We start from the raw sequence: 23,277 nt of genomic DNA on the forward strand, positions 1-23,277 counted from the left end.
CGTTTCCGTGCTAGCACGCACCGCGCCATGAGCCGCATCTATCGTTCGCTTCCCCCCGCTGGTACCCGGATTGGTCTCGCCTTCTCGGGCGGTCTCGACACTCGCGCCGCCGTGGCGTGGATGTCCCGTAAGGGACTCGACGTCTACGCCTACACGGCCGACCTCGCCCAGCCCGACGAGAAGAACCCCGCCGACATCCCTCCCGTCGCCATGCAGCACGGGGCCAAACAGGCGAAGCTCGTGGACTGCCGCGAGGCCATGGTGCGCGAGGGCCTCGTCGCCATCCAGTGCGGTGCCTTCCACCTGTCCGTGGGCGGCAAGAAGTACTTCAACACCACGCCCCTGGGCCGTGCCGTCACCACCACCGCCATCGTCCGCGCCATGCGCGAGGACGACGTGCACGTCTTCGGCGACGGCAGCACCCACAAGGGCAACGACATCCAGCGCTTCTACCGCTACGGCATCCTCGTCGACCCCGAGCTGCGCATCTACAAGCCCTGGTTGGATCAGGAGTTCGTCAATGCCTTCGGCGGCCGCAAGGAGATGAGCGAGTACCTGGTCTCCATCGGCCTGTCCTACAAGATGGGCACCGAGAAGGCCTACTCCACCGATGCCAACGTGCTCGGCGCCACGCACGAGGCCAAGGACCTCGAGCACCTGGACAAGGGCATGAACATCGTGGAGCCCATCATGGGCGTGGCCCACTGGCGCCCCGAGGTGGACGTCCGCCCCGAGCGCGTCACCGTGGAGTTCGCCCAGGGCCTGCCCGTGTCCCTCAACGGCAAGCGCTTCCCGTCCCTCTTCGAGCTCTTCCTCGAGTGCAACCGCATCGGCGGCCGGCACGGCCTGGGCATGAGCGACCAGCTCGAGAACCGCGTCATCGACGCCAAGAGCCGCGGCATCTACGAGGCTCCGGGCATGGCGCTGCTCCACATCGTCTACGAGCGCCTGCTCTCCGCCATCCACAACGAGGCCACCACCGACCTCTACTTCTCCCTCGGCCGCCGCCTCGGCCGCATCCTCTACGAGGGCAAGTGGTTCGATCCCGAGGCCATGCTCCTCAAGGACTCGCTCACCCGGTGGGTGGCCCCCAGCATCACCGGCAGCGTCACCCTCGAGCTGCGCCGCGGTGACGACTACACGCTGCTCGACACCCAGGCCGAGCACATGGCCTACGACCCGAGCAAGCTCTCCATGGAGAAGGTCGCCAGCGCCTTCACCCCGGAGGATCGCATCGGCGCCCTGGAGATGCAGAACCTCTCCGTCGGCGACAACCGCGGCCTGCTCCTGCACCACCTCTCCAGCGTCCGCCGCCTCGCCTCCGGTCCCACGGGCACCGGCACCGGCCTCGCGCAGTTGCTGGGCGACGGTGAGGAGGAGTGAGGTTTTCTCATTCCTCTCGGTTTGCGTGAAAATGAGAATTCCGAGCCGGGGATGAGCCCCGGCGGTCAGGAGTTCTCTTCATGCGAACCGGACGGTCGTTGCTGTTGTGCTTCTCCACCCTGACGCTCGCTGCGTGCGGCCCCCTCGCCGAGGAGGACGCCGCGCCCGGCGAGCGCTCGGATGCGTTGATCACCGATGTCGACGCGGACGGCCTCGACGATGCCTTCGAGGATCAGCTCGCCGCGAAGTTCGCACCCGAGGTGCGGCTGGCCCCGGACTCCATCGACTGGACGCGGCCGGCCAACGTGGACTGGTACCTGGCGCGGGTGCACATGCGCTTCGACCACGATGGGTGCCCGGACTGCCAGGTGCTCGCGCTCGGCACGGCCACCCAGGCCAACCTCTCCACGCGGACCCACAACCTGAAGAGCGGGCTGCTCTGCGGTCACAACAGCACCGTCTACGCCTCGAGCGCGTCGCACAAGGAGTTCTTCCTCCAGCCGCCGGATGATGCCGTGCACAACGGCACGACGTCCTCCGGGTGGCGCGTGTACGTGCACACGAAGAAGAGCGCGGTCGTCTCGGGCGGCTACGACCTCCAGTACTGGTTCTTCTACCCGTACAACGACTCCTACGCGTCCGTGAACCACGAGGCCGACTGGGAGCACATCACCGTGTCCACCGACTCGGCCGGCAACTTCCAGTCGGCCTGGTACGCGCAACACGGTGGCGGGAAGCGCTACACCGCCTCGCAGCTCAAGTGGAACGGGACGCATCCCATCGTCTACTCGGCCGATGGCTCGCACGCGAGCTACCCCTCCGCGGGGACGTTCCCCACCGAGGTGTCGGGCTTCGATGACCACAGCTATGACGGCGGTCCGGTGTGGCAGACGTGGAACAACTGGGTGAACGTGGGCGAGAAGGGCGCGCCCCGCAACGGCCAGTCGTTCATCAAGTACGGCGGCCGTTGGGGCGAGGTGGGCCAGCTCGACGACACGAGCGGCCCGCAGGGCCCGTCCTTCCAGGGCGCCTGGAACACCTATTGACGCCCGGCCGGAGCCGCCTGGAGAGTGCATCGCATGAGCGATTCCCTTCGCCGGGCGGTTCCGTTGTTCGCGGCCTGTGTGGTGCTGTCCACGTCCTCGGCCCTGGCCGGGGGCTCCATCTCGGGGATGGTGAGCGTTCCTCCGGGTCACGACATCAACGGGGCCATGGTGGTGGCGTGCAAGATGGGCCTCAATGCCGAGTGTGACGAGCGGACCGCCGTCTCGGGCATGTTCGACGACGAGCACGGGCAACGGCACGAGTACGAGCTGCCGGACGTCCCCTCGGAGGGCCGGGTCGTGATGGCCTGGAAGGATCTCAACGGCAACGGGGAGATCGACGCGGGAGACCTGCTCGGCTTCTACTCGAATCCGAAGGGCGGTCAGGAGGTGGCGATGGTCACCGCGCCCGCCAGGAACATCCACATCCAGATGAAGATCCACGGGAGCGGGGGTCCGCTCGCGGGCGGGTCCTCCGGCGGGTCCTCCTTGTCGGGCAAGGTGACGGCCCCCAAGGGGCAGGATGTGAAGGGCACGGTCATCATCGCCTGCATCCCGGCGGGCGGAGGCTGCGGCGAGCCGACCTACTCGGCCCAGGTGGCGGAGAGCGGTCGCTCGGGGTCCTTCGCCATCCAGAACGTGGCCCCGGGCAGCTACCAGATCGTCGCCTGGAAGGATCTGAACGGAAACAAGGAGATCGACTCGGCGGACCTGGTGGGGGCCCAGACCCAGAATGGCGCCTACGCCCGGGTGTCTCCACCCGCGAGCGTCAACCTGGAGCTGAAGATGGGAGGCCAGCCGTCCGGGTCGGGCAAGCAGCCCGAGGCCGCGGCACCCGTACCGAACGCCGCGCAGGGCACTCCAGGGGGCCCCGTGGAGGGGGCCTTCTACAACGGCTCCATCCGCAAGGGCGGGTACTACAACGGCAAGGCGCGCTCGTGGATCATCAATGCGTCCGATGACCTCGACGGCTACTACGTGCGCTTCCTGCCGAAAGGCCGCTACGAGTTCTCCAGCCTGTACCGCACCCGCATCAACTTCAACACGGCGTGCTACCTGCGGCTCTACACCTATCACTCGGGGCGCGTGCAGTGGGGCGCCAATGGCCAGGTGACCGTGACGCCGGAGTTCAAGATCGGCCGCCGCGAGAACCTCTGCAGCCCCTCGTCGAACACGGACTTCACGCCGAACATCGGCGCCCAGACGTGGACCGTGAGCCAGACCCCGGACCCCAGCGGCAAGCCGGCCCTCACCATCGTCGAGCAGGGCGGGGTGACCCGCACCTACGTCCGGGGCGAGTGAGCGGGCTGGGAGAAGGTCTCACGTCTCATGGGGGGCATTGACGTGCGTTACGCGGGTAGGTGAAGTGGAAGCCAGGTTCTGGCTCAGGAGCCCTGGGCCCCGGAGGCTCGTGGATGTCAGCCCTTGGCCGGAACGAGCCCTGCTCGTGTGGTAGTGGCAAGGAATCCAGGCACTGCTGCGGATGCGAGGGCAGGGCGCCCGCTCCCGCTCCGGTCCAGGCGAAGCCGCCTCCCGTGAATGTCGATTCCGTGGAGTCGCTCGAGAGTGCCCTGGCCCGTGAGCCTGGGGACTCTTGGTACAGGTTCAGACTCGTGGATTTGTACATCCGCGAGCGGGGAGATCATCGGAAGGCCTTGACGTTGCTGGAGGAGGTATCGCCGCGGCAACTGCCGGCCACCACCGCACAGGAGGTCTGGCGCCTGCGGGGCGAATGCCTCAAGCAGCTCGGCGAGCTGCCGGCCGCGGTGGAGGCGTACCAGCAGGCCATGACGAGCGAGCTCGCGGCGCTGGAATCGAGTGACCCGCCAGAGCGAGCCGCGGGGATTTCGTTCTTCCACCTCGGCCGCGCGCAGCTGCTGTCGCGGGAGTTCGCCAGGGCTGAAGCCACCGCGCGGCGGGGATTGGAGCGGTTCCCGGAGCGGTGGCAGCTCCAGGACATCCTGGCGGTGGCGCTCCACAAGCAGGGGCGTACGGCGGAGGCCCTGGAGGTGTACCGTCAGGCCGCGAGTCACCTGCAAGGGATGTATCCGCCCCAGGCCGCGCGCGTCTCGAGCATCTACGGCAGCATGCTCGCGTACATCCAGCATGGCTCACCGGCGGGCGGGGTGGTGGAGGAGCCCACTTCGAGCGGGGCGCATCCGGATGGAGGATGGGCCGTGGAGCGGGTGCCCGAGCTGGACTCCCCCTTCCGGAACATCGAGCGCCGGCACCGGTTGAGCCCCGAGGAGTTCATCGCCGAGTACGCGCTCGCGAATCGTCCCGTGTTGCTCAGCGGAATCCTGGAGGACTGGCCCGCCTGGCGGAACTGGACGAAGTCCGCGCTCCTGCAACGACATGGGGACACCTGGGTCCAGGTGCGCAAGAGCAGCGACGTCACGGACGACAATTACCAGGAAGGCCGCCAGCGGCCTCGAATGCGGCTGCGTGAGTACGTCGAGCAGGTGATGGGCAAGGGGGCCTCGGGCGAGCGCGATCCGCTCTATCTCTTCGGATTGCAGGTGCTCGAGGGGATGGAGGGCGATTACCGTCACCCGCCGCATTTCGCGGGCCCGATGTTCGCCTTCGATGAGGAGCAGCGCCATTCCAGGGCGCTGTTCTACGTGGGGCCGGCCTACTCCGGAGTGAGCTTCCACCAACACACGGCGGCCTGGAACGCGTTGCTCTTTGGCTACAAGCGGTGGTTCCTGCTCCCACCGTTCCACTTCCATGGCCCCACGACGATCGCCATGCACGAGTGGGCCCGAGCCCACCGGGAGCCCTTCGCGGCGGAGCTGCACGAGTGCGTGCAAGGGCCGGGAGAGGTGCTGTTCGTGCCGCAGCACTGGTACCACGCGGTGCTCAACGTCTCGGACTGCGTGGGGATCGCGGTGGAGCTGGGTCCCAACTCGAGGCTCTTGCAGCACCAACTCGACAGTGCTGCTTCAGGGTGACTCGGTTCTTGAACCGCCCGTGTCCTACTTCGCCAGCTCGACCTTCTCCATGTACCCGGGGATATAGGCCGGCCAGCCGCGCGCCTCGACCCGGCCCTTTAGCGCCTGCAGCGCCGAGGGCTCCCCGTGGACGAGCAGTGTCTGGCGTGGCGGGGCCTCGAAGCCGTCCATCCAGCGCAGCATCTCCGTCCAGTCCGCGTGCGCGGAGAAACCGCTCACCGTGCGCAGCTCCGCCTCCACCCGCACCATCTGCCCGTGGATCTTGATCTCCTTCTCGCCGTCCAGCATGCGCCGGCCGCGCGAGCCCTCGGACTGGTAGCCCACGAAGAGCACCGTGTTGCGCGAGTCCGGCAGCCGGTGCTTCAGGTGGTGGAGGATGCGGCCCCCGGTGGCCATGCCCGAGGCGGAGATGATGATGCCCGGGCCCTCGAACTGGTTGATCCGCTGGCTCTCCTTCGGCGAGGTGATGAAGCGCGTGCGCTTCGTGGCCAGCGGTGACCCACCGCGCTCCACGATGGCGGACATGTCCAGGTCGTGCTCCTCCGCGTGCGCCAGGTAGATGGGCGTGGCGTCGCACGCCATGGGCGAGTCCACGAACACATCCAGCTCCGGGATGCGCCGCGCTCGCTCCAGGTTGCCCAGGTGGTAGAGCAGCTCCTGGGTGCGCCCGATGGAGAAGGCAGGGATGACGACCATGCCCTTGCGCTCGACGGCCCTGTTCACGGCCTCGCACAGCGCGTCCACGGGGCGAGTCTCCGCGTGCTCGCGGTCGCCGTAGGTGCTCTCCACCAGGAGCGTGGTGGCCGAGCGGACCGTCTGCGGATCCCTCAGGATGGGCGCGTGGTAGCGGCCCAGATCGCCGCTGAACACCACGCGCTGGTTCGTGCTCTCCAGGTGGAACACGCACACCGCCGAGCCCAGGATGTGGCCCGCCCGGTAGAAGGTGAGGGTGATGCCGGGGAGGATCTCCCGGGTGCGCTCGTAGCCGAAGGTCTCGAAGAGCTTCAGCGCGCGCTGTGCGTCCTCCACCGAGTAGAGGGGGAGGGCGGGGTGGTGCTTCGAGTAGCCCTCCTTGTTGGCGTAGCGGGCCTCTTCCTCCTGGAGGTGCGCCGAGTCCGGGAGGAGCAGCGCGGACAGGTCCCTGGTGCCAGACGTGCAGTAGACGGGCCCGTGGAAGCCGTCGCGCACCACGCGGGGCAGGCCGCCCGTGTGGTCGATGTGGGCGTGCGTGAGGACGATGGCGTCGAGGCTCCGGGCGGGCACGGGCAGGGAGTGCCAGTTGCGCTGGCGCAACTCCTTGCGTCCCTGGAAGAGACCGCAATCGACGAGCACCCGCTTGCCCTGGTGCTCGAGGAGGAACTTGGAGCCGGTGACGGTGCCCGCCGCACCGAGGAACTGGATGGAGGCCATGCGCGCGACTCTACCCGACCCCGCCTCATGGAGGGCACTCGTGGCGTAGTGTAGGGGTCATGAGAAGGGGGGCGTCATGGACCAGGAGTCGAGGAGTCACACCCGGCTGGGGCCACTCGAGCTCACGCTGTTCTCCGTGGGATTCGTGTTGTTGCTGCTGCTCGGAGTCCGCTTCGCGCTCAGCTTCGTGAAGTTCGGCCCCACCAGGGTCCACGAGGCGAAGGCCAACCTCAAGGCGCTCTACACCAGCCAGAGAGCCTACTTGCAGGAGAAGGACCGGTACGGCCAGCGGCTCCATGAGATCGGCTTCCTGCCGGAGCGTGGCAACCGCTTCGCGTACTTCCTCCTGTCCTCCGGTCCCATCGAGCTGCGCGATGCCACGGTGGAGACGCGCGTCAACGATGCGGTCATCGTCTGGAGCGACCGCTATCGCTTCAAGAACGCCCCCGCGCCCACCGGCTTCGCCGGGACCGGCTGTCCCCTCATTCCCGGAAAGGACGAGGCGGGCAGACCCCTGGGCGTCGGCGTCTGGGGCACCCCTCCCCACGAGGCGTTCATCGCCGTGGCCGCGGGCAACCTCGACAACGATGCCACGCTCGAGTGCTGGTCCATCGCCTCGGTGCCTCGGGTGGATGCGTATGGCAACGTCATTCCCGAGGGCCAGCCCTACCTGGAGCAGGACGACCTGCCGCAGCCGACACGGTGGGAGCGCCTCCGGAAGCTGGTGCTCGGACCGCTGGATCCGAATGGCTGAGCCGCGCCCGCTTCCCTGGGGAGGGCATGCCCTCCTATCCTCTCGACAAACGTTTCATCAGGAGGATGTGCGAGCCATGAATCGAGTGAAAAAGGCCTCGTGGTGGAGTGCGATGCTCGTCGGTGGAGTGCTGCTGGCGCTGCCGGCCGCGGCCGCTGGCAAGCAGACTCCGGATGAGTGCAAGGGCCAGTGCCTGGTGAAGGCCAACACGGCCATGAATGCATGTGTCGCGGGCTGCCCGAAGGGCGGTGAGGCCGGCAAGGTCGACGAGAAGTACGGGGCCTGTGTGAACCGCTGCGCCGAGAAGCTCCAGTCCAGCACCCAGTCCTGCGACAAGACCTGCGGGAAGTCGAAGCCCCAGGGGCACTAGCCCGGGTTACGCATGCTCCCTCTCCCTCTGGGAGAGGGCGGGGGGTGAGGGTCGTCACCCGCGGAGGGCCCTCACGCCTCGCGCGTGAAGGCCTGGTACACCCCGGCGAAGCCCACCGCGGCCAGTCCCGCGAGGAACAGCAGGGGCCCTGGCAGCAGCGCCCCGCACGCGAGCGTCCAGACCAGGCCGAGCACCACCACGGCGATGGGAACGAAGCGCAGCCAGCCCGGCCGGGCCACCTCCGGGCGCAGCGCCAGCAGGGCCAGCACCGCCAGCAGCAGCAGCTCCATCGTCTCCGCCAACGGCTTGTCCCAGCCCTTGTCGTAGGCCTGGGCGAGCAGGCTGTAGACGACGTCGTCCGACGGGCGCGGCGCGTCCACCACCTCCAGCCCCGGCGGGCCCTGGGTCGTCGGCACTGGCCCCGAATAGCTCCTCCCCGGCGTCCAGGTGAGGAACAGCGATACCAGGCACAGCACCACGCCTCCGAGCGCCACCCCGGATGTGCCGCGAATGAGCTGTCGCGGCTCGAAGAGGCGGCTGAACCCGGTCTCTCCCGCGTACACCTTGCGGTACTGGTCGTAGCCGATCAGCCCCGCGCCTCCCAGCCACAGCAGCGGCGTGAGGCCGATGCCCAGCATCCGGATCGCCAGCCCCACCGTCAGCACCGCGTACACCGCCGGTACCGCCGGGTGCAGCAGCGAGTCGGGCACCCAGTCCACCAACCCGTGCCTCGCGCCCGCCACCCGCATCTCGCGCGCTGTTACCAGCCATCCGCCCACGAACACCGCCAGCGTGCCGAGCGCTCCGACTCCCGCGAAGAAGGGCAGGATGGAGAGCACCAGCGCCACTCCCAGCAGTCCTACGCCCAGTACGGTCGGCGAGTGTCCCGGCACGTGCGCCAGCCAGATCGGTCCGTCGTACGGTGGGGCTGCGGGTCTGCCTGGATCCGTGTGCTCGTCCGCGTCGTCCGTTCGCACGCGGCGCGGGCCGGGATTCGTGTCCTCGGCCTCGTCTCGGGCGGGCACCGCCCTCGCCGTCGATGTGCTCCGCGAGCGCCCCGTCGTCTGCACCGCCGCCGTTCCAACGGACGTCCGGCGAATGCTCCCCGGCGGCGGCGTCGGCATCTTCGCCCCGCAGTTCTCGCAGTAACGCAGGGTCGGATCCTGCGCTCGCTCTCCGCACTCCTTGCACCGCATGGGTTACGGCCTCCTGCTCCCGGGCCCTCGGTGCTCCGGGTTCATGCCGCTCGGAGTGTACTGGATTCCGGGGATGACCCTCACCCCAGCCCTCTCCCAGAGGGAGAGGGGGTTTGACACCTTGGCAACCCGGGGGACTCGGTACCCTCACCCCGTCCCTCTCCCGGTGGGAGAGGGGTGGTTGTTGTTGTTACTGCTGCGCCGTCGGGGCGCTCGCGGACAGCTCCTTGATCCAGTTCGCCAACGACTGCGGATCGATCGGTCCCACGTGCTTGCCCCGGATCGTCCCCTGCGCGTCGATGAAGTACGTCTCCGGCACTCCCGCCACCCCGTAGTCCACCGCCATCTGCGACCGCGGATCCATCAGCTGCGGGAAGCTCGCCCCCATCTGCGACAGGAACTGTCTCGCGTTGTCCTCCGTGTCCTCGAAGATGACCCCCAGGAACGTCGCCTGGTTGCCGAACTCCCTCGAGCCCCACTCCAACACCGGGTGCTCCATCTTGCAGGGGCCGCACCACGACGCCCAGAAGTTGATCACCACCGGCCGGCCCTTGAGCTGCTCCAGCTTCACCAGCTGCCCGTTGTTCAGCGACCTCAGCCCGAACGCCGGCGCCGGTTTGCCCTTCAGCATGAAGGGCACCTCGTGCGGATCCCTCCCGAAGCCCTTGTTGAGCACCAGCAGCAGCCCCAGGCACAGGACGACGAAGCTCAGCGTGACGCGCCAGTTCATGCCGCACCCCGGTTCATCTCACCGCCAGTCTCGGGCGACGCTCCAGCCGCCGACGTCTCCGCCCCGGCCACCGCGCGCGCCTTCCTCGCCGGCCACAGCGCGATCAGCGTCCCCAGCACCAGCACCGGGATGCTCCACCAGATCCACCCCACCAGCGGGAAGACCCACGCGTTGAAGCTCGCCGTGCCACGCTCCTCGGAGAACGCCATCAGCGACAGGTACAGGTCTTCCTTCGCCGTCGTGCGCACCGCCGGCGTTCCCACCGGATCCGTCATGCGCTCGTAGTAGTTCATCCGCGGCGCCAGCTCGCTCACCGATCCATTCGGCGCCGTCACCTCGACCTTCGTGGCCACGAAGGTGCGGTGCGGCTCCTGCCCGCTCGCCAGTCCCAGGTACTTCACCTGGTACTCGCCCACCTTCATCGTCTGGCCCACCCGCACCGTGCCCGAGGTGTGCGTCACGTACGCCTGCGACGCTCCCACCGCCACCAGGATCATCACGATCCCCAGGTGCACGATGTAGCCGCCGAAGCGCCGCCGCGCCTTCGTCGCGCTGCCCACCAGCGCCGTGACGAAGCCCTCCTTGCGCTCGCTCATGCGCACCTTCACCGGCAGCGCCAGCTCCCGCAGGGTGATGACCGTGACGAAGCCCGCCAGTCCGAAGGTCAGCAGCGGGTAGAAGCCCCTCAGGCCTCCCAGCAGGCACGCGCCCACCACCGCCACGCCCACCCCCGCCGGAATCCAGAAGCGCTCGCGCACCGTCTTCGCATCCGAGCTGCCCCACGGCAGCATCGGGCCCACGCCCATCAGGAACAGCACCATGATGCCGCCGGGCACCGCCATCTTGTTGAAGTACGGCTCGCCCACGCTCACCCGCACCCCGCGCACCGCCTCGGAGATGAGCGGGTAGAGCGTGCCCAGCAGCACCGTGAAGGTGATCGCCACGAACACCAGGTTGTTCACCAGGATCGTCGCCTCGCGCGACACCAGCGACTTGAGCTCGCTCTCGGCCACCAGCAGGTGCCCGCGCGTGGCCAGCAGCGCGATGGACACGAACAGCAGCACCGCGATGAACACCAGGAACGTCGGGCCGATGTCCGACTGCGTGAAGCTGTGCACCGAGTTGAAGATGCCGCTTCGCGTCATGAACGTGCCCAGAATGGTCAGCACGAAGCTGCTCAACACCAGGCTCAGCGTCCACAGCTTCAGCATCTTCTTGCGCTCGTGCACCAGCGTGGAGTGCATGAACGCGGTGGACGTCAGCCACGGCAGGAAGGACGCGTTCTCCACCGGATCCCACGCCCAGTAGCCGCCCCAGCCCAACACCGCGTACGCCCACCACGAGCCCAGGATGATGCCCACCGACAGGAACAGCCACGCCACCAGCGTCCAACGGCGCAGGGGCGCCATCCACGCATCGCCCATCTCCCCGCGCAGCAGCGCGGCCACGGCGATGCCGAAGGGCACCGTCATCCCCACGTAGCCCAGGTACAGCATGGGCGGATGGATGACCATCAGGTAGTGGTTCTGCAGCAGCGCGTTGGGGCCCGGTCCGTCCGGCGGCACCGGCGACATCGCGTGGAACGGGTTGGCCGGCCCGGCGATGAGGAAGGTGAAGAACACGCCCACCGCCAGCATCGTGCCCAGCGCCAGGGACATGTAACGCGCGTGCTCGCGCCGGTGCACCAGCGCGAAGGCCAGCACGTAGCTGCCCATGATGAGGCCCCAGAAGAGGATGGAGCCCTCGAGCGCGCTCCACAGCGAGACGATCTTGAAGACCGTCGGCGTGGCCAGGCTGCCCACCTGCGCCACGTACTTCACGCTGAAGTCGTTGGTGAGCAGCGCCCACTCCATCACCAGGTTGGCGCCGAGCATGCAGGCGAAGAAGCCGTACACGCACCGCATCACCCAGGGGAAGGCCGCGTCGTCGCGGCGCATCCCGCCCACCAGGCCGACCAGCGCTCCGAAGCTCGCGAACGCGAGCCCGCCGAGCACCAGCCCGTATCCGAGCGTTCCGTTCACGGGTTCCTCACCGCCGCCGTGGTGGCTTCCTGCTTCTGCATCTCCTCGAACATCTTCTTCACGTCGTCATCCGTCTTCGGCGCCCGGTACTCGTTGGAGTGGTTCACCATGAGCCGGCTGCCCTCGAAGACCCGCGACTTGTCGAAGGTGCCCTCCACCACCACGCCGATGCGCTCGCGGAACATCTGCGGCGGCACCTCGGTGGTGCGCACCATCACGTGCGCCGCGTCGGGCTGCTCGCTGTCCATCACCTCGAAGTTCAAGGTGGTGTGCTGCTCGTTCCACTGGATGCTGCCCGGCTTCACCTGGCCACCCAGGCGGATGGTGGGGCCGTAGGCCTTCTCGCCCTGGGCCAGCATCTCCGAGGGCCGCCAGTAGTAGACGAGGTTCTCACCGATGTTGCCGAAGGCCACCAGGGCCAGGCCCGCTCCGGCCACCAGCAGGGCCACCACGGCGATGAGGCGGTTGCGGTTCTGCTGAGTCATGGCTCACTCCTTCGCGTCATTGGCGGCCTTGCCGGGCCGGCGCAGCCAGAGGGACAGGGCATACAGCGAAAGCGACGCCCAGGCGATGCCGTAGGCGGACCAGATGTACTCCCAGCCACCCTGGATGCGACCCATGCCCACCTGGGCGAGCAGCGTGTACGTGTGCAGTGCCGTGGTCATGTCAGGCGACCTCCGAAGCGCGGTTGTCCCGCGAGGCCGGCGCGTCCGTGGGGAGCGCCTCGGGCAGCGCCACCTCCGCCTCACGCGTGGCGAGCGCCACCCGGTAGCGGTGCAGCAGGAAGAGGGTGAGGATCATCAGCGAGGCCCAGGCGTTGACGCGCAGCGACAGCACCATGTCCGGGTCCACCGTCTTCGGCGTCGACTGCACCTGGTGCAGGCTGCGCCACCACTTCACCGAGAACCACACGATGGGCAGGTTCACGAACGAGATGATGCCCACCACCGAGCTCCACACCGCCCGCTTCTCGGGGTCTTCCACGAAGCGGCGCAGCGCCATGTAGGCCACGTACGTCACCAGCATGATCGCCATGGCGGTGAGCCGCGGATCCCAGTCCCAGTACGTGCCCCACGTCGGCTTGCCCCAGATGGCGCCCAGCACCAGTCCGTAGCTGCCGAAGAGCAGCCCCACCTCGCCGGAGGCCTCCGCCAGCGCGTCCGTCTTCCAGCTCGACTTGAAGAGGTAGGCCACGCACAGGCCGAAGTTCAGCACCAGCGCCAGCATCGCCATCCACATGGCCGGCACGTGCACGTAGATGATGCGGTAGACGTGGCCCATCTCCCGGTCCTCTGGCGTCCACACCAGTCCCAGGTACGTGCCCACCGCCAGCAGCGCCAGCGTCGCCACCGTCATGCCGGCCAGCACCGGACGCGCGTTGAAGCGCGAGCCCGGAGGCGCCCACTTGCGGCCCAGCCATACTCCCAGACCGACCGTCGTCAGCGCCGCCGCCGCCGAGCCCGTCTGCAGCACCGTGTTCATCACACCGCTCATGACCTCAATCCTCGATGACCCGGGGGAACAGGAGGAATCCCAACCCCCAATAAATCAGATTGAACCCGAAGAGCAGCCCGAACCATGAGCCGAGCTGATTCATCGGGTCACCCTGCAACACGAGCGATGTCGCCTTCGCGGCGGCGAGCAGCGCTGGAATGATGAGCGGGAACAGCAACAGCGGGAGCAGCACATCTCTTGCCCGCGCATTGCTCGCGATGGCCGAGTACACCGTGCCCGGCGCGCTGATGGCCATGCAGCCGAGCACCAGGGTGGTAGCGAAAGGTCCCACCCCCATGGCCACCTGTACCCCGTAGAGGGCCACCATCACCGGAATCAGCAGGGCGCCCAGGGCGATGAGCAGCAGCGCGTTGCCCACCGCCTTCGACAGGAAGATGGCGCGCGCGTCCGCCGGGGCCAGCCGCAGCCCGTCCAGGGTGAGGTTCTCCTGCTCCACCCGGAAGGACTCGCCCAGCGCGAGCACGCTGGCGAACAGCAGCGCCAGCCACAGGTAGCCGCCCGCGTTGCGCGCCAGCACCTTGCTGTCCGGCCCCACCGCGAAGGAGAAGAGCAGCAGCGTGGCCAGCGCGAAGAAGATGAGCGCGTTGAGCCGCGCGCGGGTCCGCCATTCGATCAGCAGATCCTTGGCCAGCAGCACCCCCACCGTCTTCAGCAGGGAGATGGGTCGCACGCGCTTCATGCCGCCACCGCCCGGCCCTCTTGCAGGTGCAGGCGCTCCTCGCACAGGGCCATGCCCTGCTCGATGAGGTGCGTGGCCAGTACCACGGTGACGCCCGAGTCCTTCAGCTCGCCGATGATCTTCTCCATGTCCTGGATGCCCGAGGGGTCCAACTCACCGAAGGGCTCGTCCAGCAGCGCCAGGGCGGGGGACTTCATCAGCAGCCGGGCGATGGCCAGGCGCTTGCGCATGCCCGCGGAGAACTGGCGCACCGGACTGTCCGAGCGCTTCGTCAGCCCCACCTTCGTGAGCAGCTCGCCGGCCACGTCCGAGGGCCCGTCCATGCCGAGCAGCCTCGCCAGCACCACCAGGTTCTGGTGGGCGGTGAGGTCCTCGTAGAGGAAGCTCGCGTGTGACAGGAGCGCCACCTCGCGCCGCACGGTCTCCCGGTCCTGCACGCAGTCCTTGCCCCGCACCTCCACGCGGCCGTGGGTGGGGGAGAGCGCGGTGGCCACCAGCCGCAACAGCGTCGTCTTTCCGGAGCCGTTGTGCCCCGTGAGCAGCAGGGAGCGGCCCTGGGGCAGGGTGTAGCTGAGGCGCGCGAGTGCCCAGCGACGTCCATATCGCTTGCTGACATCGTGAAGGGCCAGCGCGGGGGGCGCTACGGAGGGAGCTTCCATCGGCGGGACCGTTCGTAACTGGAAACTCCCCCGCACTCCAGCGAAAGCAGGCCCGGCAGCCTGGCCAGGAACCTGGAGACGGGGCCCCGGGACGAGACCCGAGCCCCCAGGCGGGGTCATGGCCGCCCGAGGCTCGGCCGGAGGGCCCCGACGCGGAGGGTCGAGCCGTGGCCCGGGGAGGGAAATCCAACGGTACGATCTGGGGTCTTCCGGTGCGATCCGCGCGAGGCGTCAGAGGAACCCATTTTCAATCCCTGGGCCACACCGATGACCCTCACAGGGTGTCCGCGGGTTCGTGATGGGCGCGAATGGGGCTCTTGTCCTCCGCGAAACGGAAGATCTTTCACCCGCTGACACCCGACTTGCACCGGCCCTTGCGCGTGCACGTAGTGAATGGGCACGGAGTTACCGTCAACAGTGGCTCGATCTTCCAGGCAGGTCCTCGCTGTGCGGCTGGCATCGCGTGTGCAGACTCCTGGCGCGGAGAATGGGCGGCGGCGTCATCTGGGAGGAAGCAGCGATGGACATGCGGGGAATGGTGCGGCGGGCGATGAAAACAGCGGCGGCGGGTGTGTTCCACCACACCGGGCTGCGCAAGGCCATGGCGGCCTGGAGACGGCACCAGTCGGGTGGGCGCCGCATCCTCATCGTGAGCTACCACCGGGTGGTGAACGATTTCTCCGGGGAGCTCCAGCGCTCCATCCCGGGGCTGCTCATCTCCCAGGAGACGTTCCGCAAGCACCTGGAGGGGCTCGCCGAGGCCGACTACGAGTTCGCCTCCCTCGGCGATGCGCTGGACGTGATGGCCGGCAGGCGCACGGCGCGCAAGGACCTGTGCGTCGTCACCTTCGATGACGGCTACCGCGACGTGTACCGGTACGGCTACCCCGTCCTGAAGGAGATGGGCGTGCCGGCCATCACCTACCTGCCGGCGGACCTCATCGGCACCCAGCAGCGCTTCAACCACGATCGGCTCTTCCACCTGCTGCGGCTGCTGCAGTCCCAGCAGAAGCAGGTGCTGTTCGACGTGATGCCCGGGCCCGCCGCGGAGCTGGTGGAGGCGGTGCTCACCGGCCGCAAGCGGCTGTCCGCGGCGCTCGACGACTTCATCGGCCAGTACCCCACGGCCACGCTCGTGGAGACCATCCAGGCGCTGGAGGCGCGGCTCGAGCCCGGGACTCCGCTGCTCCCCGAGCAGGGGGACCTGATGGACTGGGAGGAGGTGCGGCGCATGGCCAGGGACGGCTTCGAGTTCGGCGCGCACACCCTGGGCCACGTGGTGCTCACGCACGAGCCGCTCGAGGTGGTGGAGCGCGAGGTGCGCGAGTCCAAGGCCCTCATCGAGCGCGAGGCCGGCATCACCGTGCGCGACTTCGCCTACTGCAACGGGTGGTACTCGGACGAGGTCATCGGCGTGCTCAAGCGCAATGGCTTCCGCTCGGCCGTCACCACCGAGGACATGTCCAACCTCATCGGCGGAGACCCGTTCACCCTCAAGCGCAAGGTGCTCTGGGAGAACTTCAGCGTGGGCCTGACGGGGTACTCGCGCAGCCTCACCGTGTGCCAGCTGGATGACTGCTTCGGCGTGCTGGGCCTGCGCGAGCCCGTGCCGGGCCGGCGTCCGCAGCACTCGAAGGCCGTTCTGGGCAACCCGCTCGTGGTGGGCCCGGTGGGGGAGGTGTCCTGGTGAACGAGAAGTCCGCTCCCGCCTCCTCCTTCCTGGGGAAGGCGGGACCGCTGGTGCTGGCCCGGCTGTTCACCGCCGGGCTGACGTTGTCCATTCCCCTCGTCCTGGCGCGAGTGCTGAGCCTGGAGGACTACGGCACCTACTACCAGCTCTTCCTCATCGCCACGACGCTCTACTACGTGCTGCCCTTCGGGGTGGTGCAGAGCCTCTACTACTTCGTGCCTCGCGCCGAGGAGAAGCGGCCCTGGTTGGGCCAGGCGCTCCTCTTCACGTCCGGCGCGGGGCTGGTGGGCGCGGCGCTGGTGTGGGGCCTGCTCGGGTTCGTGGCCGACAGGTTCGGCAACCCGGCGCTGCTGCCGTACCGGGCGACACTCGCGGCCTATACCGCCTTCCTGATCGGCTCCTTCCCGCTGGAGATCTCCCTCACGAGCCAGGGCCGCACGAAGCAGTCGGCGCTCGTGTACCTGGTGTCGGACGTCGTACGCGCGGCCGTCATGGTGGTGCCGTGCCTGCTGGGCGCGGGCCTGCACGGGCTGATGATGGCGGTGGCGGGCTTCGCCTTCCTTCGCTACGTGGCCACCTGGGTGGTGGTGCCGCGCGGGGCCTCGGGTCCCCTGGTGCGCGCGAAGCTGTGGCGCGAGCAGATCGTGTACGCGGCGCCCTTCGGCGCGGCCATGGCGCTCGCCATTCCCCAGCAGAACGCCCACCTCTATATGGTCGCGGGCGCGGTGGCCCCGGCCCTCTATGCCCTCTACCGCGTGGGGTGCTTCCAGCTGCCCGTGGTGGACCTGCTCTACACGCCCACCAGCGAGGTGCTCATGGTGCGCCTGGGCGAGCTGGACAAGCAGGGGCGCCCGGAGGAGGGCGTCCTGGCCTTCCGAGAGGCGGCGGGCAAGCTGGCGTTCGTCTTCCTGCCCTTCGCCGCGTTCCTCTTCGCGGCGGCGCCCGAGTTCATCGGCGCGCTCTTCGGCGCCAAATTCCTTCCGGCCGTTCCCATCTTCCGGGTGAGCGTGCTGGGCGTGGTGCTCGCCATCCTGCCCATGGACGGCGTGCTGCGCGCTCGCGGACACACGCGCGCCATCTTCGTCTCGTACCTGCTGAAGGCGGTGGTGACGGTGCCGCTCGTGTGGTTGGGCGTGCGTCACTTCGGGATGATGGGCGGTGTCGTGTCCTGGGCGTTGGCCGAGGTGGTGGGCAAGTGCTCACTGCTCGTGCGCGTGCCGGCGGCGCTGTCCACTCCGGAGCACCCGCTGCGCGTCCGGGACGTCATCCCCTGGCGCGAGCTGGGCAAGGCGTCTGTCGCGGCCGTGGCCGCCGGGGTGGCCGTCTTCCTGCTGCGCGCCGGGACGGAGCACGCCTGGCTCGGACTGCCCGAGGGCTTCGTCTGGAGGATCCTGCCGCTCGCGCTGGCCGGCATGTTGTTCCTCGCGGGGTATGTAGGCGTCCTGTACGCCACGGGAGTGCGTCCGCTGAGCGTCCTCGCCAGCCTGCGTGCTCGCCGCGCCAGTTGCTCCTCCAGACATGTCACTGGTGGACGGTGACGGGTCTGGGGGGACTCCCGCCCCAGGGGGCTGGTACCTAGCTTGGGGCTCCGTTCAACTGGGGAGGAGTGGCGTGATGGGTATTGATGCGATGACGCTGTATCGGATGGCTCGCAAGCTGCACCTGCGGGGTGTCCCCGTGTTGCCGGCCGTACTGCGCAAGGCGATTCACTTCCTGCATGGCTCGTACATCCCCGCCGAGGCGGAGATCGGCGAGGGCACGCAGCTGGGCTACGGCGGCATGGGCATCGTCATCCACAAGGATGCCCGGATCGGTCGTCACTGTCTCATCTCCCATCAGGTGACGATTGGCGGACGCTCGGGGCTCAAGGATCTGCCCGTCATCGGCGACTACGTGCGCATCGGCGCGGGCGCCAAGATTCTCGGCAACATCCACATCGGGGACTTCGCCGTCATTGGCGCGAACGCCGTGGTGGTGAGGGACGTGGCTCCCGGCGCGGTGGTGGGGGGCATCCCGGCCAAGGAGATTCGCAGGGATCCGGATCCGCTCGCCGCCTATGAGCGTGAGATGGGGCTGCGCCCGCCGGTGCGGCGCCCCGAGGCGGTCCCGTCCGTTCCTCCATCGGCGTCGTCCGCCGCGCGCTAGTCCAGAAGGGAACCGAGCATGCGAGTGCTCCTCGTCGGTGACTATCCGCCACCGCATGGTGGCGTGGCGATCCACGTCCAGCAGCTCCACGGGTACCTGCGCGAGCGCGGGGTGGAGGCGGTGGTGCTGGACATCGGGAAGGGCGGCCGGCCGGCTCCGGACGTCATCCCCGTCCGCACCCCCACGCAGTACGGCAAGCGGCTCGCGGGCTTCCTGCGGGACGGGTGGACGGTGCACGTCCACACCAGCGGCAACAACCCGAAGTCCTGGATGCTCGCCGCCACCGCGGGGGTGAGGGCGCCTCGCTCGCAGCGGATCATCACGCTGCACTCGGGGCTGCTGCCGGACTACCTGGGCGCCTCCGTGTCGCGCCGGGCCTTCGCCCGGGTGGCCCTGGCCGGCTACTCGCGTGTGGTGGCGGTGTCCGAGGCGGTGCGCGAGGCGCTCCTGCGCTGCGGCATCCCCGAGAAGAAGGTCGTCGTGTATCCGGCCTTCTGCGGCTCGCAGGTGAAGCCGGGGGTGGAGACCCTGGAGATCCGCGAGGCGCGCCGCCGCCGCCGGACCCTGCTGGCCATGGCGCACCACCCCTCTCCCGTCTACGGCCGCCAGCTGATGTTCCGCGCGCTGCGGATGCTCGCCAACGAGCTGCCCGGCGTGGGGCTCGCCGTCTTCGGACCCGGTACCCGCTCGGAGGAGTTCCTCCGCGATGCCCGCGAGTCCCAGGTCGAGCAGCACCTGGAGGACCTGGGCGAGCTGGAGCACTCGCGGGCGCTGGCGCTGATCGCCCGCTGCGATGCCTTCATCCGGCCCACCACGCACGACGGGGATGCCATCTCCGTGCGAGAGGCGCTCGCGCTCGGCGTGCCGTGCGTGGCCAGCGACGTGTGCACGCGGCCACACGGGGCCTACACCTTCCGCGCGGGCAACGCGATGGACCTGGCGGACCAGGTGAAGCGCGCGCTCGCGAACGGGCCCGCGCAGGTGGTGTCACCGGACGCCGGTCCGGTGCTGTTCGAGCTGTACGGCGCTCTGGCGCAATCCACGATGGTTGGAGGAGGCGAGACACATGCGGCGCAGTGAGGAATTGGAGGTGGCCCGCCGGGCCCTTCGTGGCAGGGACCTGGTGGTGTTCTCCAACGACTGGGATGGGGACCCGCTGTCCAAGGTCCACATCATGCGGATCCTCTCCCGGGACAACCGTGTCCTCTGGGTGAACAGCATCGGCAACCGGGCCCCGAAGGCCAACGCGCACGATCTGCAGCGCATCTGGAAGAAGCTGGCCTCGTTCACCGAGGGCATTCGCGAGGTGGAGCCGAACCTCTTCGTGCTCGCCCCGCTGGCCATTCCCTTCTACGGCTCGGAGGCGGTGCGCGCGGCGAACCGCGAGCTGCTGCGCGCCCAGGTGCTGCGCGCCATGAAGTCGCTGCACTTCAAGCGGCCCATCTCCTGGTCGTTCCTGCCGGCCTCGGCGCCGGTGTCCGGGCGGCTGGGCGAGGAGTTCGTCGTCTACCACTGCGTGGACGAGTTCTCCGCCTTCAGCGACACCAACGGCCGGCACATCGCCGAGCTGGAGGAGAAGCTGATGCGCCGGGCGGACCTGGTCATCACCTCGGCGGAGCGGCTGCGGGAGAACAAGGCGCGCGTCAACCCGAACACGGTGCTGGTGCGCCACGGCGTGGACTTCAACCACTTCGTGAAGGCGTGCGATGCGTCCACGCCGATTCCGGAGGACATCGCGAAGCTGCCTCGGCCCATCCTGGGCTTCTTCGGGCTGGTGGCGGACTGGGTGGACCTGGAGGCCATCGCCGCGGCGGCGAAGGCGCACCCCGAGGGCTCGGTGGTGGTGATCGGCAAGGTGGCGCCGGACGTGGATCCGTCGGTGCTCAAGTCCGAGCCCAACATCCACCTGCTGGGGCGCAAGCAGTACGCGGAGCTGCCCGGCTACTGCCGTGCCTTCGACGTGGCGCTCATGCCCTTCAAGGTGAACGAGCTCACGCTCAACGCCAACCCGCTCAAGGTGCGCGAGTACCTGGCGGCGGGCCTGCCCGTGGTGTCCTCGGACATCCCCGAGGTGCGCAAGGTGGGCCTGTGCAAGCTGGCGAAGGACACCCAGGACTTCGTGCGGAAGATCGACGAGTGCCTCGCGGAGGGCGCTGGCCCCACCCGTGAGCGCGCCGAGCGCATCCGCCACGAGAGCTGGGAGGCCAAGGTGGAGGAGATCCGCGGCTTCGTGGGCGAGGCGATGCTCAAGGCCGGGCGCGGTCTGTAGTCACGCCCGGCTCGAGCTCAGGGCCCCGTGCAGGCGGGGTCCGGATGGCTCCCGGTGCAGTCGATCATCCGCATCGCGCCGGTGAGCCCGTCCACCTGGAGCAGGTGGTGCACCACACCCCCGCGCTCCTTGATGCGAAGGGGCCCCTGGGGCGGCGCCGCGGTCTTGTCGCAGTCCTTGGGGGAACCCACCGTACCGCGCTGGCGCGGCTGGGCGCTCCGGGCCAGCCAGCACAGCCCGTCCAGGGCGGAGATGTCCAACGTGTCGGGCACGGGAATCGGCTCGCCCACCGCGACACAGGTGCAGCCCCCGGTGCCACAGGCGTTCGCCTGACAGGCCGCGGAGGGGCAGTCGACGCCCCACTTGTCGTCCGGGTTCGTACACCCCAGCTGCTCCCAGCGGATGATGTGTCCCGGGCGGTCCGCGCGCGGGTGCACGGCCAGTCGCACGGGGTACTGCCCCTTGCGGGCGGAGGTGCGGGCCTGGATCGCCAGGATGGAGATCTCCCGGAGCCCATCGCGCTCGTTCTGCTTGAGCCGCACGTCGTCCATGTTCACCAGGGCGATGGAGGCGATCACTCCGATCACCGCGAGCGTCACGGCGATCTCCATCAGGGTCGTTCCCCTCTGGGTGCGCTTCATGGAATCACCCCCGCGTAGGAGTAGTTGCGAGGCATGACCTCGACGGTGGCGGTGCGCCGCTTGTAGCCGTCCTGGGGGTTGCCGTCCGCATCCAGGACGAAATCGCCGCCGCTCTTCCTGGCCAGCGCGGGATCCGCCCGCGAGGTGCGAGTGGTCACCGTGAGCTCCACCATGCGCAACCTGCGCATCAGCGCGTCCCTCGCGGTGGGCTCGTCCGCGCTGGCCGTCCAGAGAGTGCCGCCGGGCATGGGCACCAGCGCGTTGCAGGTCGCGTCACACGAGTCGATCGCCGGACGGGCGGGAGCGGCGGTCGTATCGGGGAACCAGAGGACATTCGCGTCCAGCTCGGCGAGGTTGTCCTTCACCCCCAGCCGCGCCCGCAGCTGCTCGACGTCCCGGGACAGGGCCACCCAGGGGGCGGGGGGCAGGCCCGGCCTCACGTCCGAGGTCTGCTCGTGACGCTCGAGCACCGGCCCGCCGCTCTTCCAGTTGATGCGGAAGGAGATTCCGCGCACGGGCATGACGAAGGCGCCCGCGGTGTCGTGCTGCCAGAAGTTGGTGTACTCGGTCGACGGGGTCGCGCCGGGCGCCGAGCACAGGTCTCCCACGGGCGGAGGATTGCCCGGCAGCCCCGGGACGATCGTCACCTGCCAATAGGGGATGGGCACGCTCGTCACCTCGTTGGCGGCCCGCACCTGCATGATGCAGGCGGTCCGCGTGGCGGGCTTGACCACCATCACCAGCCGGTCCATCAGCGCGGCGGGGTTGGTGAGCATGCACAACGTGTCGCCGCTCCGGTACAGGGAGGGGGCGGGGGGCGGCGTCGGGCACGTGTCCAGCGGGAGCATGGGGATGGGTTGGCCCGCCGCGTCCTCCGCCTCGGTGTCCCAGGTCCACACCTGCAGGGCGTCGGAGGCCCGCGTGGCATAGGGGCCCGTGGGCAGGGCGAAGGACGTGTCCTCGGGAAAGAGGCCACTGCCATTGAAGGGCTCGCTCGCGCTGACGGTGATGGCATAGCGCACGTCGGCGGCCCCACTCGGCCGGCTGCCGAAGACCAGGCGCGCGCTTCCCGCGCCGGTGCCCGCGCGCTGCAGGTCGACCACGAGCAGGTCTCGCACCGCGCGCATCGCGTTCTGCGCGCTCATCAGCGACTCCTCCAGCGTGCCGCGCCGCTGCAGCTCCGCGGCGCTCCACAGGGCCGCCGCGAGCACGATCAGCGAGATGCTGCTGGCCACCATCACCTCGAGGAGGGAGAAGCCTCCGTTTCCAGCCACTCGTTGCTTCATGGTCCCACCCGCGTCTGCAGGGCCACTGCCTGGAAGGAGTCCCCGCTCCCCTCGTCCTGCCAGCCCACCGTCACGCGCACGTTGACCGCGCGCCTGAGCGTCACGCCCTTCTCCGTGCGGTTGAGGACCGGGTCTCCCAACTCATTGCCCTCCAGGGGCGGGTCCACGTCGATGCTCACCCGGTACGGCCGCCGCACCTCCGGGTCTCCCGCCGCGGGCACCTGCAGGGTGGGAGCCCCGCTGGCGCTCCAGTAGACGGTCTCTTCCTTGTGATCCAGGGCCGCGATGGCGCTGCAGGGGTGGTCCGGATCGGCCACCGCGTCACACCCGATGCGGGTGACGCGCTCCAACCACCACTCGGCGATGGTGTACGCCTGCGCCTGGGCCAGGTTGCGGCGGTTGAGCTTGGTGACGGTGATCACCGTCCCGGCCACCATGCCGATGCCCAGGATGAGCACCACCGCGGTCACCATGGACTCCAGGAGGGAGACCCCGCGGACGCTCCGGTGGCGGTGGTGCTTCATCATGGTTCGAG

At 68.9% G+C, this 23,277-nt stretch carries 23 protein-coding genes; 11 read left to right on the forward strand and 12 right to left on the reverse strand.

Translation table 11 applies throughout. From position 1 onward, the window contains the following. Nucleotides 1–27 precede the first annotated feature (27 nt). The 4 genes from argG to JRI60_RS22250 all read left to right on the forward strand — a co-directional run bounded on the left by argG (nt 28) and on the right by JRI60_RS22250 (nt 5,377). Entirely contained in the window at nt 28–1,383 is a 1,356-nt protein-coding gene (gene argG / locus JRI60_RS22235) for an argininosuccinate synthase (protein ID WP_204227839.1), read from the forward strand. 80 nt (nt 1,384–1,463) lie between these two features. Continuing rightward, nucleotides 1,464–2,429 carry a Vps62-related protein gene (locus tag JRI60_RS22240; protein WP_204227840.1) on the forward strand — a complete coding sequence of 322 codons (966 nt, stop codon included), beginning with the start codon at nt 1,464–1,466 and terminating at the stop codon, nt 2,427–2,429. 33 nt (nt 2,430–2,462) lie between these two features. Next, complete coding sequence (locus JRI60_RS22245) at nt 2,463–3,728, forward strand: hypothetical protein (RefSeq protein WP_204227841.1); 1,266 nt, start codon at nt 2,463–2,465, stop codon at nt 3,726–3,728. A gap of 311 nt (nt 3,729–4,039) precedes the next feature. Next, nucleotides 4,040–5,377, forward strand: coding sequence for a cupin-like domain-containing protein (locus JRI60_RS22250; protein ID WP_204227842.1), 1,338 nt, complete (start codon nt 4,040–4,042; stop codon nt 5,375–5,377). Between the two features lie 24 nt (nt 5,378–5,401). On the opposite strand, the gene JRI60_RS22255 is transcribed toward JRI60_RS22250, so the two are convergent. Further along, the gene (locus tag JRI60_RS22255) at nt 5,402–6,787 is read right to left on the reverse strand and encodes an MBL fold metallo-hydrolase (protein ID WP_204227843.1); all 1,386 of its coding nucleotides are present in this window, start codon (nt 6,785–6,787) and stop codon (nt 5,402–5,404) included. Between the two features lie 76 nt (nt 6,788–6,863). Here JRI60_RS22255 and JRI60_RS22260 point away from each other — a divergent pair, with 76 nt between their 5' ends. Next, the gene (locus JRI60_RS22260) at nt 6,864–7,541 is read left to right on the forward strand and encodes a hypothetical protein (RefSeq protein ID WP_204227844.1); all 678 of its coding nucleotides are present in this window, start codon (nt 6,864–6,866) and stop codon (nt 7,539–7,541) included. 76 nt (nt 7,542–7,617) lie between these two features. After that, nucleotides 7,618–7,911, forward strand: coding sequence for a hypothetical protein (locus JRI60_RS22265; RefSeq protein ID WP_204227845.1), 294 nt, complete (start codon nt 7,618–7,620; stop codon nt 7,909–7,911). A gap of 71 nt (nt 7,912–7,982) precedes the next feature. On the opposite strand, the gene JRI60_RS22270 is transcribed toward JRI60_RS22265, so the two are convergent. The 8 genes from JRI60_RS22270 to ccmA all read right to left on the reverse strand — a co-directional run bounded on the left by JRI60_RS22270 (nt 7,983) and on the right by ccmA (nt 14,711). Further along, nucleotides 7,983–9,107 carry a zinc ribbon domain-containing protein gene (locus JRI60_RS22270; protein ID WP_204227846.1) on the reverse strand — a complete coding sequence of 375 codons (1,125 nt, stop codon included), beginning with the start codon at nt 9,105–9,107 and terminating at the stop codon, nt 7,983–7,985. Between the two features lie 190 nt (nt 9,108–9,297). Next, nucleotides 9,298–9,837 carry a TlpA family protein disulfide reductase gene (locus JRI60_RS22275; protein ID WP_204227847.1) on the reverse strand — a complete coding sequence of 180 codons (540 nt, stop codon included), beginning with the start codon at nt 9,835–9,837 and terminating at the stop codon, nt 9,298–9,300. Beyond that, complete coding sequence (locus JRI60_RS22280) at nt 9,834–11,858, reverse strand: heme lyase CcmF/NrfE family subunit (protein WP_204227848.1); 2,025 nt, start codon at nt 11,856–11,858, stop codon at nt 9,834–9,836. Before JRI60_RS22280 ends, JRI60_RS22275 begins: the two co-directional genes overlap by 4 nt. After that, complete coding sequence (locus JRI60_RS22285; protein ID WP_204227849.1) at nt 11,855–12,343, reverse strand: cytochrome c maturation protein CcmE; 489 nt, start codon at nt 12,341–12,343, stop codon at nt 11,855–11,857. The genes JRI60_RS22280 and JRI60_RS22285 overlap by 4 nt, the downstream gene beginning before the upstream one ends. Before the next feature lie 3 nt (nt 12,344–12,346). Next, on the reverse strand, nt 12,347–12,523 hold the full coding sequence (locus tag JRI60_RS22290; RefSeq protein WP_204227850.1) for a hypothetical protein: 177 nt from the start codon (nt 12,521–12,523) through the stop codon (nt 12,347–12,349). Nucleotide 12,524: 1 nt separating this feature from the next. Beyond that, nucleotides 12,525–13,214 carry a cytochrome c biogenesis protein CcsA gene (ccsA, locus tag JRI60_RS22295; RefSeq protein ID WP_239470825.1) on the reverse strand — a complete coding sequence of 230 codons (690 nt, stop codon included), beginning with the start codon at nt 13,212–13,214 and terminating at the stop codon, nt 12,525–12,527. A 142-nt stretch (nt 13,215–13,356) separates the two neighbouring features. Continuing rightward, on the reverse strand, nt 13,357–14,052 hold the full coding sequence (locus JRI60_RS22300) for a heme exporter protein CcmB (protein WP_204227851.1): 696 nt from the start codon (nt 14,050–14,052) through the stop codon (nt 13,357–13,359). Then, entirely contained in the window at nt 14,049–14,711 is a 663-nt protein-coding gene (gene ccmA, locus JRI60_RS22305) for a heme ABC exporter ATP-binding protein CcmA (protein WP_204227852.1), read from the reverse strand. The genes JRI60_RS22300 and ccmA overlap by 4 nt, the downstream gene beginning before the upstream one ends. Before the next feature lie 601 nt (nt 14,712–15,312). Between ccmA and JRI60_RS22310 the strand changes: the two genes are divergently transcribed. From JRI60_RS22310 to JRI60_RS22330, 5 genes are all read left to right on the forward strand, one after another. Then, complete coding sequence (locus tag JRI60_RS22310; RefSeq protein WP_239470826.1) at nt 15,313–16,401, forward strand: polysaccharide deacetylase family protein; 1,089 nt, start codon at nt 15,313–15,315, stop codon at nt 16,399–16,401. Beyond that, nucleotides 16,395–17,939 carry a lipopolysaccharide biosynthesis protein gene (locus tag JRI60_RS22315; protein WP_430384409.1) on the forward strand — a complete coding sequence of 515 codons (1,545 nt, stop codon included), beginning with the start codon at nt 16,395–16,397 and terminating at the stop codon, nt 17,937–17,939. The genes JRI60_RS22310 and JRI60_RS22315 overlap by 7 nt, the downstream gene beginning before the upstream one ends. Nucleotides 17,940–18,015: 76 nt before the next feature. Beyond that, the gene (locus JRI60_RS22320; protein ID WP_239470662.1) at nt 18,016–18,546 is read left to right on the forward strand and encodes a serine O-acetyltransferase; all 531 of its coding nucleotides are present in this window, start codon (nt 18,016–18,018) and stop codon (nt 18,544–18,546) included. An 18-nt stretch (nt 18,547–18,564) separates the two neighbouring features. Continuing rightward, nucleotides 18,565–19,626, forward strand: coding sequence for a glycosyltransferase family 4 protein (locus tag JRI60_RS22325; RefSeq protein ID WP_204227855.1), 1,062 nt, complete (start codon nt 18,565–18,567; stop codon nt 19,624–19,626). Then, complete coding sequence (locus JRI60_RS22330; RefSeq protein ID WP_204227856.1) at nt 19,613–20,815, forward strand: glycosyltransferase; 1,203 nt, start codon at nt 19,613–19,615, stop codon at nt 20,813–20,815. The genes JRI60_RS22325 and JRI60_RS22330 overlap by 14 nt, the downstream gene beginning before the upstream one ends. A gap of 17 nt (nt 20,816–20,832) precedes the next feature. Here JRI60_RS22330 and JRI60_RS22335 read toward each other — a convergent pair whose 3' ends face one another. Genes JRI60_RS22335 through JRI60_RS22345 form a run of 3 tightly spaced genes read right to left on the reverse strand, consistent with a single transcriptional unit; the run spans nt 20,833 to nt 23,269 of the window. Further along, entirely contained in the window at nt 20,833–21,456 is a 624-nt protein-coding gene (locus JRI60_RS22335; RefSeq protein WP_204227857.1) for a pilus assembly FimT family protein, read from the reverse strand. Further along, nucleotides 21,453–22,742, reverse strand: coding sequence for a PilW family protein (locus JRI60_RS22340; protein WP_204227858.1), 1,290 nt, complete (start codon nt 22,740–22,742; stop codon nt 21,453–21,455). The genes JRI60_RS22335 and JRI60_RS22340 overlap by 4 nt, the downstream gene beginning before the upstream one ends. Continuing rightward, entirely contained in the window at nt 22,739–23,269 is a 531-nt protein-coding gene (locus tag JRI60_RS22345; protein WP_204227859.1) for a type IV pilus modification PilV family protein, read from the reverse strand. Before JRI60_RS22345 ends, JRI60_RS22340 begins: the two co-directional genes overlap by 4 nt. Nucleotides 23,270–23,277: the final 8 nt, after the last annotated feature.

The sequence above is a fragment of the Archangium violaceum genome, assembly GCF_016887565.1.
Taxonomy (GTDB): domain Bacteria; phylum Myxococcota; class Myxococcia; order Myxococcales; family Myxococcaceae; genus Archangium; species Archangium violaceum_B.